The sequence below is a fragment of the Pseudoalteromonas sp. 1181_04 genome, assembly GCF_052850545.1.
Genome location: NZ_VXCS01000011.1, coordinates 172,588 through 181,842, shown reverse-complemented (window position 1 = coordinate 181,842; position 9,255 = coordinate 172,588). Strand labels below are relative to the sequence as shown.

The window sequence follows — 9,255 nt, the reverse complement described above, 5'->3', positions numbered from 1 at the left end:
TGTAATGGGGTTTGTGCCTTTTATTAGTCATATTGATGAGGATAAATACCCTGAGACTAAAATAGCTGTTCAAGTGCCTGATAACTCAAATAACCCGATGAACTGCTATTTATATTGGGAACGAGTAGTGCGGTTTATGGATAACAACCAACCACTGCCTGATGTGCCTGAGTATGAAAACTGCCGCCACCTTGATGAACTCACCGCTGAATTTGATAAGCAAAATGACAGACCCAATAATTTTTGGAGCGATTATTCGCTTGCTCAACAAGTCGAAATTTGGCAAAAATTCAATAAAGAGGCTGCGCATTTTAATTGGCTCAGAGCGACACCTAACAAAGAAATAACCAAACCTTGGCTGCATTTTAAAGGTGAGCCTGAGCGTATCGAAAAACTAACATGGAAATACAAAGCAAAGCGCTTAGCACTGCAGTTGTTTATGGGAATACCTTGAACATCTTATAATTAGAATAGGAGTTAAAATGGGTGTCTAGCTTATTTCCAATGACGTCGAAGATGCAAAAAATATGCAGAAATAATACAATTAAAAATGTCACGTTACACAAAGCATAGAGTATTTAAACAAATCCCCCTTAATTCCCCCATATTAGTAGATGCGATATGGATGCTTCAGCCTGCACGAACAGGTTGGCAAGCTGAAATAAATTACAATGCATTTTTGACTGAATTTGGTTTGCAGCCAGGCGACCAGATAGAACTCAAACTAGAAGCCACGGTGTACCCCAGTGGTAAAGGTCAACCAACAATTCAAGGGTTTAATAGTATTTATGGCTTACCAATCGAATATTACAAAGCAGGTGAAAAGCCAGGGTTCTTTTCTTGGGGCGATGAGCGCAAGTATAGCCACCGCATTGGCCAAGTAATCAGCCAAGCCATTGTTAAGTTATAAAAAGCTAAGTTATAAAAAAATTACAAGAAGTACAGCAAATAAAGGAGTAACTATGAGTAGTGATGATAAAAAATCAGAGGAAGAAAGAATATTTGATGAGCTCGTTGAGCGCTACATTGCTGAAGAGGAAGATGGCTTAACTCACGAAGAACGAGAAAAAATAAAAAGAGAAAACCGTGTTAATGCAATTAACCAGTGGTGCGCTGAAAACCCAAATCGAGACCCTACCAGAGCAAAAGACAAAACCATAAAGCAACTGGCTTTAGATGAAGAGGCGGTGGTGCGATTAGAAGAATTTAGAAAAAATAACCCTGAGAAAATGGCAGAAATCGAAAGGAGAGGCGAAAACAAAAGTAAATACCGTGATAATAGAGCAACATATAAAGAGCAACTGTCTAAAGATTATTTGCATAAAGACAGTTATGAGGCGCGATTAAAAAAAGCAGAAGCACTCAATGGCTGCGGGTTTAAAACCCGCACATTTAAAAGTAAGCGTTTCACTGATGAATATGCAGCAGAGCTTAAGTCGCCTAATAGTGGCTCAACGCTTGAGGGACATTGGGTAGAGAGCGATGGTAAGCAGTTGGCTATTTCATGGTTTGGAGGGTGGTCAAATTTATTTACTGCTCTAAGCTTCTTGCTAATGGTATCTGCAGTTATGTTTTTCTTCGTTGACTTGGTTGTTATTGGTTTTGTGTGGGGCGATTACAGGTGGGTACCGTTTGTTATATACATGCCTTTGTTTATCATAGGTTTTTATATGCATAAACACCGCGCCATATTATCGCACCGGGATAAGTTTTATTTTAATCGCCATACCGGGCTTGTAAAAACCCCTCATACTTTGTTTAGAAAACCGTTTTATTTACCTTACGAAGACATTGTTTGTTTTGGTGCAAATGAGCGCAATGTAGGCTCAGCTCGTGGTGGTTCACGCGTGTTTGTGTCTCTCATGGTGCCATTAAAGTACCCTAAGCATTATAGACTCACTAAACCGACATTTTACGTAGGTGGTTTTAATCGTCAGTGGGATTCGCTGCAATATGCAACAGCCATGACCTTTATGGATACATCAATCCCGCTTGGGACACACTTATATCAATCAATAGAGCACTACTTCAAAATAGATAAAGATATAACAGAAAAACACGGATTTCCTGAGGAGTTAAAACCCTATTTAGACCCAGCAGATTGCCAAGTTAATAGAGAAGCCGTGTGGTAGTGAAGTTAGTTTGTTTAGCATTTACACAAAGGAGTGATGCCGAACTGAGAAAAAATAGTTAATAGTACAGTTCGGTAATAAGGAAGTTGAATATGTTTGAGCAATACGCAAAAACCGCTTATCGCGGTAAGCAAGCTGCAAAATTTAGAAATGAAATCGCAACAGATGAACGTGATTCAATGTTTTGCCGCTATCAAAGTAAGCAGGCGTTTTACCCGAGAGACGGTGTATTTGGCCACTGTTTTGATAATAGTCAAAACAGTTGCTACAAAGGTAATATTACTGGAGCAGAAAAATATGCACGTTCAATTTTAGCAAAAGGTAAAAATGAATTAGCAATGCCATTAGCAGGAAACGCAACTAATATTGCTGGCTTTGTCATTTTTTCTTGGGCAATAATTCATTTTTGTATTGTTATATTCTTGTTTGTTATGCCGTTATTTAGTTTAGCTTTAGGGGCGGTTGATGTTGCGTTAGAATTTTTAGCGGGCCTGTCATTATGTTGGATAGTTTCTAAATTGATTAATTGGTTAATTTGGCCGTTTTTTAGGTTTAAATATAATCTAGCTGTTATTTTTAATCGTGCCACAGGAATGGTGGAGGTACCAACTAAAAACGCGAAAGATTTCGATATTTTCCCATTTGAAGAGTTTAATGCACATTATAGGGTGCAGCATAACCCTAAAAGCGGTTTTCCATACCGTGGGTTTACTTTGTTACATTATCAGCAAAGCATGCGATATGACCAAACTTTTAGTAACCAGATAGCATCTGCATTTATTCATTGGGAACTGCTACAAAACTTTATGAATGTTACTCAGCCTTTGGCTGATATCCCGCAATTTGAATATTACCGTGAGTTTGATAAAACCACTGCTGAATTTGATAAAGCCAATGGTCGCCCTAAGTATTTTTGGTATCGTGTTGATAAGTCATTTTTAAAAGAAATGTCCAAAGCAGATGACGAGTTGAGAAAAGAATTTAATGATGAAGAGCAGCTCGATAATCTTTTGATGGGTAAACCTATTAAAAAGCTAACACCGCCAGATATTTTCAAGTTTCCATGGAAATACGCAGATAACATTAAGCCTGAAAGCGAGATCAAGTTCGGTAAAACACTGTGGCAAAAATTCACATCATTTTTGATGGTAGATCTGTAGTTAAGTAACATAATAAAATTAAAGGAATTTAACCCAAGCAGTAAATAACTGCTTGGGTAGGCAAAAGGATATTCATGTCAATTTCATATAAATTTGCAAAACTAAATGCAAAAGCAATAGAGAACTCGCAGAACTTTAAACACTATATTTCCTCAAAAAAGTATGAGTTCACATCACCCAAAGGAATAATGATTCCCCGATTTTATTGAATGATAAAATTTAAATAACTACCTCAAATGTTTGATTAAACTGCTGTAAAGCGGCTTCAACGCGGGTGATGCCTAAGTCAAACTCAGCCCGGGTTGCTGGGCCGCCTAGGGTGAGGCGAACACCATTTGGATTATCTACTTTTAGGGCTGGAACTTCTGGGATAAAGGAATCTAGCGTCCTTACAATTACCTTATGCGCTTTTAATACGCTGCAAAACTCAAACATATTCTGCGACTGGGATAAGCGAATATATACATTTAAACTGGCAAACTGAGCATCTATCTCATAAGTTTGAAGCAGCTTTTTTATTTGTTCAATACGATAGCGTATCTCATCTGCTAGCTTAGTTTGATTATAAGTAAATTCGTTACTTTTAATGGCGCGCATTATTAACTCAAAATTCATTGAGGAAACCGCCCAACACTCACTATGAATTTGTTTTAAAATTGGTTGCTCCCAAAGTCGTGGAGGTAATAAGTAACCGGCTCGTAGTCCGCCTGCAAAATATTTTGAAAAGCTTGAAATATAAAAAACCCGATCCGGTGCTTGTTGCCACAATGGTAATCGCCAATACTCTGGCAAACAGTAATTTACGTCATCTTCAATAATGAAAAAATTATATCGGCGACTCAGCGCCAGTAGGGCATTTAAATTGTTACTGCTATAGCAAATATTGGTTGGATTTTGACAGTTTGGCGTGATGTAAACCGCTTTGATTGTACGCGACTTACACAATGCTTCAATTTGCGCAAGATCAATCCCGTCGCTATGCACGTTTACTTGCGCTAATGAAAGTTTAAGCGAATGACACGCAAGGTAAAAACCGGGGTAACACATTGACTCTGCAATGACAGTATCGCCACTTTCACACAAGGTTGCTAACGTAGTGAATATTCCTTGCTGAGCACCTTGGGTAAATATCAACGGATGGTTTAAGCAATCAAAGCCCTTATCCGCTAGCCATTGTTTGAAAAAATATTGATGTGAGGTAAGTCCATTGAGTTTATAAATCATCACATCTGTTAATGCACGTTGATCCTTTGACAGCGATTGCAGGGCATTGGTCATAACATGTTGTTGCCCCATCATCGGTTGCATGCTTGAAGCAAAGTCTGTGTCGCCCTCAAAATGACTTAACTCAATAACTTTACTTACAAAGGTACCAGCCCCTAGTTTTGCAGTAACCAACCCTCGTTGCTCAAGTAAAGCATATGCACGAGTTACCGTACCATGTGTAACACTTAGGCTGTCAGCGAGAAGTCGTTGGGCTGGTAATTTTTGCTCAAAACCCAGCATTTTGTTGTCGATAGCATGCTCAATCAAAGCGGCTAATGCGCGATATTTTGGCTGTGTTTTGCACAAACTACTAAATAGAGTGTGATCCGGTTTGTAAATTGTATTCATAACAATAAAAATATTGATGATTTTACATAAGTATGACAATTAATAGTTATTAAACAACTACAATATTGTATCAATACAATTAATCATTATGAATACAGCTACTGTTTTTGAGCTTGCTCCGGCTCTCATTTTATTTTGTTTTGCGGCGTCAATTACGCCTGGGCCTAATAATATTTTGCTTACTCACTCAGGCACACATTTTGGCGTGATCAAAACCCTACCGCACTTATTGGGTATTCGAGTAGGCATGACGATAATGCATTTGGCAATGCTACTAGGATTAGGTAAATTGTTTTTAATACAGCCAAAGCTGCATTTTTTTCTACAGCTTTGTGCCAGTGGTTATATTTTATATTTGGCATACAAGATAGCTAGTAGCTCTCAATTAAAAGGTGATAATGCTCAAGCAAGGCCTTTAAATTTTTTTCAAGGCATGCTTTTTCAGTTGATCAATCCTAAGTCATATGCAGTGTTAATGACACTTTGTACTGCACTTACTTTACCAGGAGGTGCCTATTGGCCTTCTGCAATTTTGGGCGTGATTATTTTTAACCTTGTCGCGGCTTGCTCAGGCTTGTTTTGGGTGAATTTTGGCAAATACATGCGCCAATTTCTAAATAAGCCAAATATCTTTAAACGTTTTAATTGGGTTATGTCACTGTTTCTTGCGGCATCAATTCCTTTAGTTTTTCTTTCCAATGCAAGCATTCAGTAGGGAAATAAAATGAAATTTACTCACCAATTGTCACCACAACAATTTACCCAAGCGTTTGAGTTTTTATCTGAGCGAAGTTATTGGAGTCAAGGCATTAGTCGCGAACGGTTAGAAAAAGCGTTCGCACACTCGCTGTGCTTTGCATTAATTGAAAATAAACAGCTATTGGCATTTGCACGAGTGGTGACTGACCAAGCCACTTTTGCAAATTTACTGGATGTATTTGTGTTAGAGCCATTTAGAGGTCAAGGGCTGGGTAAAAAGCTGATGGATCATGTAATGAGTCACCCTGAATTGCAATCATTACGCCGTTTTACACTGGCAACAAAAGACGCTCATTCACTTTATCAACAATTTGGTTTTCAAAGCCAAGCAAGCCCCAATCTCGCAATGGAAAAGTGTTTAGTTGGCGGGTACTCAACATTATTACAGCGGTAAAATTAAGTATGGATTGAACGTTTTAATGCGTGCAGTTAAATACTTTTATTATTTTACAGCTGAACTCCTTATTCTGTATTTATAGCCGTTTTATTAAAAATGTGAGCACTTTAGAGAGTATCAATAAATAATACTATTACTGGGTTTTTAGAGTCAGTTAATTAGTAAAATGCAAACAATGCTTACGCCAGAAAATGCATTGTACATTCTTGGTGTAATGTTTACCGCCTTGTCCTGAGTTCAGGTTACAGCTTTCATTATTATCATTTCCATATGAACGGCAGTCTACACACTCGTTGTGGGTTGTGCGCCTTACGAACCTATAAACCAGCTCGCTTTGACTTCAAGGGAGTGTCTATATATGGCTTATTTTATTTTGACTGGTAAGTGAAATAAGCTAACGCGTCAGAGGTATTCAAGTTCCCGTGGAAATACGCGGATAACACTAATTCTGAAAGTGAGATCAAATTTGGTAAAATACTGTGGCAAAAATTCACCTAATCAACTTTACTTTGTTTCGATGATCGTAAGTTGAATGTATGTAAATATTATAAGTTATAGGGTTACAAAAAATTAATTTATCATGTTGTTATTGTTTCTTATTTTAGTGTAATAAAATTTTGAATTTTGATTTATGATTGCGTATAGTAACGTTGTTATTTAGTAGTCAATTTTAATTGGATTTAAAGTTACTATTACCTGCATTATTTTAATACATATAAGTTAAAGGATTAACTATCGATCATGAATTATCTTTTTATATTTTTAACAATTATCACTTCATTTACAACTATGGCTCAAGAAAACCCAAAGGTTTACCATAGCTTTGACTCTGAATTTTCTGCTACTTTGACAGTTGTTCCAGCTGAGGATGAAAATACTTACTATGTAAATTACAATGGCTTTGAACATCATTATGATGGTAATACCTTACTTTATAAAAAATTCAAGAATGACATTGGTGATGGTTATTATTTAAAATTGCTTGGAATGCCGGATGTTAATTTTAAAAATGAAGGTCATAAAACTGTTCGTTCAGGAACATTAGTTTCTTATTCAAGTGTATATCTCGATAATGATACAGTTACAAAAGTTATTTATTCCGGCTTGGCAGATATTGTAAAAGTTAATAAAGTCAAAGAGCAATATCAAGTAAGGCAATTAAATGTTGTTAGTAAAATTGCTGCCAAAAAACTTATTGAAAAATCAGTTAGTTCATTTTCTACAACATGTGAAACGAATATTGAAATCGATATAGATTGGCGACAGTTTGAATCTCAAAAACTAAAAACTAGTCCTGCTAAATTATCGGCTTATATGAATGCATTAGAAAATATTTGTACCATCGACCACGATTATTTGGAGGCTGTACAAGGGATAGAAAAAATTCAGCTTATTCCATCTGTTGTAGCAGATAAGCATCAAGCAAAAATGTCAAACAGTGTGCTGATTATTGAAATTGGTGATGATGTTACTAATTTGCCAGAAACCAGTTATAAACTAATTTACGATATATTTTAATCACTACAAGGAAAGAAAATGAAACATAAAATTTTAGCGGGTATTATTATTACGTTATTTAGTACAGCTTCATATGCATCTATTAAAGACAAAAAGGCTATTAGAGCCGCTGATGCTAGTATTTCAGCAGAGGTTGATAAAGTTAAAGCGGCTTGTGGGAATGCTTCACTAGATGTAAAAGTCGATTGGGAAGATTATAAAAAAATGATCGCCGCGAATAAAGATAAATTAGCTAAAGATAATTATCAAAGCCAGTGGGTTATTGCTCATTCAGGCCAAAGAACTGTTGCAACACTTGAGGCTCTTTCTGCAATTTGTAAAGATGATGTGGATTATAAAGAAGAGATTGCTAAGTTAACTAAAATAAATGTTACAGCTAAAGATGACTTTTCAGACTCTGCAAGTGAGTTCTCATTAGCAGATAACGCTTTAACTGTTGAGACTGGACATAAAATGTCTCGTAATGCTTCTGATTTTGCTAAGAAAATTAAAGCACTTTATTAATTTATAAATTACAGTAATGATTTATGTTAATGTTACACATAGATCATTACTAACCTTATTTTTACCTGTTTAAACACTATAAAACCTCATTGCTTACATTGCCTTATTCTGTTCTAAAAGAGACAATAAACCCACTGTTTTATGCCTTCCCAGTGTATCGTTTTTGATAAATCATTTACGTTATAGTTAACTGCAGAGCACCTAATTTCTTCTCTATTTCTTGGATAATCGGCTTCATTAAACAAAACTCCTTCATACGCTTGTTGTGTTATCTCAAGCAATTGAGCGTCTTCTATTTGCGACAGTAGCTCTTTATGGTTCGCTTTCACTGCAAGTAAGTAATTGGCTTCTTTGCTAACTATTTTTTCTGCAATTGGTTTTTGACATCCATTGTATCAATCGTTACTAAGCACTTTTTATCTCTAGTAATACAAGGCGTTTCGGTAACGATGTTATTTCATTCTATTTTTATCAACAGGGGGTTTTGCCAAAATGACGCTACTTTCTCATGCAAATGCGCTAACTATATAAAGCACATCACATCTATCTGATTGATTACTGTTAATTTAAAATCGAAAAATTCTTATGTTTTAGCGCTTATAATTTGTTGCTCTGTGTATTTAGCTGCAAATTGTATGAGGTTTTAGATTAATCATTTACTAATAGCACTGCACCACTTTGGGTATCGCCTAAGTAATCGTCTTTATTGTAAATCGGGCACTTTGTCATTGACAGGCAACCGCAGCCGATGCAGCCGTCGACTCTGTCGCGTAGGCGCTGCATAAAAGCAATACGTTCATCAAGTTGTGCTTGCCAGTTTTTTGATAATGTTGACCAATCTTCTTTAGTGGGGGTACGTTTATCAGGTAAAGTGGCGAGGGTTTGTTTGATTTCTTCAAGAGTAATGCCCATTGCTTGCGCTGCTTTGATGACCGCCACACGGCGCAGTACATCAGGCTTATAACGGCGTTGGTTGCCGTTGTTCCGCCAGCTGCGGATCAAGCCTTTGGTTTCGTAAAAGTGTAGTGCGGAGACTTTTACGCCGCTGCGTTTAGCTACAAAGCCCACAGTTAAATTAGCTTCAACAAGTTTTTTTTGTTGATCGGTCATAGTTTTCTTCTTTTTTATTAAAAATCAATTTTTAAGGTTGACCTCAATCTTACTTGAGGTT

At 36.6% G+C, this 9,255-nt stretch carries 9 protein-coding genes and 2 pseudogenes; 8 read left to right on the top strand and 3 right to left on the bottom strand.

Annotated features, from left to right (window positions below):
* The 4 genes and pseudogenes from FW757_RS11225 to FW757_RS11210 form a co-directional block, all read left to right on the top strand.
* Window positions 1-454, top strand: a pseudogene (locus FW757_RS11225) (hypothetical protein); the annotation flags it as partial.
* A 96-nt stretch (window positions 455-550) separates the two neighbouring features.
* Complete coding sequence (locus tag FW757_RS11220; protein WP_182794989.1) at window positions 551-910, top strand: hypothetical protein; 360 nt, start codon at window positions 551-553, stop codon at window positions 908-910.
* Between the two features lie 52 nt (window positions 911-962).
* Window positions 963-2,132, top strand: a complete 1,170-nt coding sequence (locus FW757_RS11215) for a hypothetical protein (RefSeq protein WP_446441220.1) — start codon at window positions 963-965, stop codon at window positions 2,130-2,132.
* 92 nt (window positions 2,133-2,224) lie between these two features.
* On the top strand, window positions 2,225-3,292 hold the full coding sequence (locus tag FW757_RS11210) for a hypothetical protein (RefSeq protein ID WP_182740913.1): 1,068 nt from the start codon (window positions 2,225-2,227) through the stop codon (window positions 3,290-3,292).
* A gap of 219 nt (window positions 3,293-3,511) precedes the next feature.
* Here the strand turns inward: FW757_RS11210 and FW757_RS11205 are convergent, their stop codons facing one another.
* Window positions 3,512-4,906 carry an aminotransferase-like domain-containing protein gene (locus tag FW757_RS11205; RefSeq protein ID WP_182740914.1) on the bottom strand — a complete coding sequence of 465 codons (1,395 nt, stop codon included), beginning with the start codon at window positions 4,904-4,906 and terminating at the stop codon, window positions 3,512-3,514.
* Between the two features lie 88 nt (window positions 4,907-4,994).
* On the opposite strand from FW757_RS11205, the gene FW757_RS11200 reads away from it, so the two are divergent.
* The 4 genes from FW757_RS11200 (at window position 4,995) to FW757_RS11185 (ending at window position 8,084) form a co-directional block, all read left to right on the top strand.
* Window positions 4,995-5,621: a LysE family translocator gene (locus FW757_RS11200; protein WP_145234560.1), complete on the top strand. Its 627-nt coding sequence runs from the start codon at window positions 4,995-4,997 to the stop codon at window positions 5,619-5,621.
* 9 nt (window positions 5,622-5,630) lie between these two features.
* Window positions 5,631-6,059 carry a GNAT family N-acetyltransferase gene (locus FW757_RS11195; protein WP_182740915.1) on the top strand — a complete coding sequence of 143 codons (429 nt, stop codon included), beginning with the start codon at window positions 5,631-5,633 and terminating at the stop codon, window positions 6,057-6,059.
* 744 nt (window positions 6,060-6,803) lie between these two features.
* On the top strand, window positions 6,804-7,580 hold the full coding sequence (locus FW757_RS11190; RefSeq protein WP_182717644.1) for a hypothetical protein: 777 nt from the start codon (window positions 6,804-6,806) through the stop codon (window positions 7,578-7,580).
* 18 nt (window positions 7,581-7,598) lie between these two features.
* Complete coding sequence (locus FW757_RS11185; protein ID WP_182717643.1) at window positions 7,599-8,084, top strand: hypothetical protein; 486 nt, start codon at window positions 7,599-7,601, stop codon at window positions 8,082-8,084.
* 305 nt (window positions 8,085-8,389) lie between these two features.
* On the opposite strand, the pseudogene FW757_RS11180 reads toward FW757_RS11185, so the two are convergent.
* Window positions 8,390-8,546: pseudogene (locus FW757_RS11180) on the bottom strand (ISAs1 family transposase); the annotation flags it as partial.
* A gap of 186 nt (window positions 8,547-8,732) precedes the next feature.
* Window positions 8,733-9,194 carry a redox-sensitive transcriptional activator SoxR gene (gene soxR, locus FW757_RS11175; protein WP_182717642.1) on the bottom strand — a complete coding sequence of 154 codons (462 nt, stop codon included), beginning with the start codon at window positions 9,192-9,194 and terminating at the stop codon, window positions 8,733-8,735.
* Between the last annotated feature and the right edge of the window lie 61 nt (window positions 9,195-9,255).

Coding starts and splice junctions, on each gene's coding strand:
- FW757_RS11190 (WP_182717644.1), top strand. CDS start 6,804: ATGAATTATCTTTTTATATTTTTAACAATTATCACTTCATTTACAACT.
- FW757_RS11195 (WP_182740915.1), top strand. CDS start 5,631: ATGAAATTTACTCACCAATTGTCACCACAACAATTTACCCAAGCGTTT.
- FW757_RS11185 (WP_182717643.1), top strand. CDS start 7,599: ATGAAACATAAAATTTTAGCGGGTATTATTATTACGTTATTTAGTACA.
- FW757_RS11205 (WP_182740914.1), bottom strand. CDS start 4,906: ATGAATACAATTTACAAACCGGATCACACTCTATTTAGTAGTTTGTGC.
- FW757_RS11220 (WP_182794989.1), top strand. CDS start 551: ATGTCACGTTACACAAAGCATAGAGTATTTAAACAAATCCCCCTTAAT.
- FW757_RS11200 (WP_145234560.1), top strand. CDS start 4,995: ATGAATACAGCTACTGTTTTTGAGCTTGCTCCGGCTCTCATTTTATTT.
- soxR (WP_182717642.1), bottom strand. CDS start 9,194: ATGACCGATCAACAAAAAAAACTTGTTGAAGCTAATTTAACTGTGGGC.
- FW757_RS11215 (WP_446441220.1), top strand. CDS start 963: ATGAGTAGTGATGATAAAAAATCAGAGGAAGAAAGAATATTTGATGAG.
- FW757_RS11210 (WP_182740913.1), top strand. CDS start 2,225: ATGTTTGAGCAATACGCAAAAACCGCTTATCGCGGTAAGCAAGCTGCA.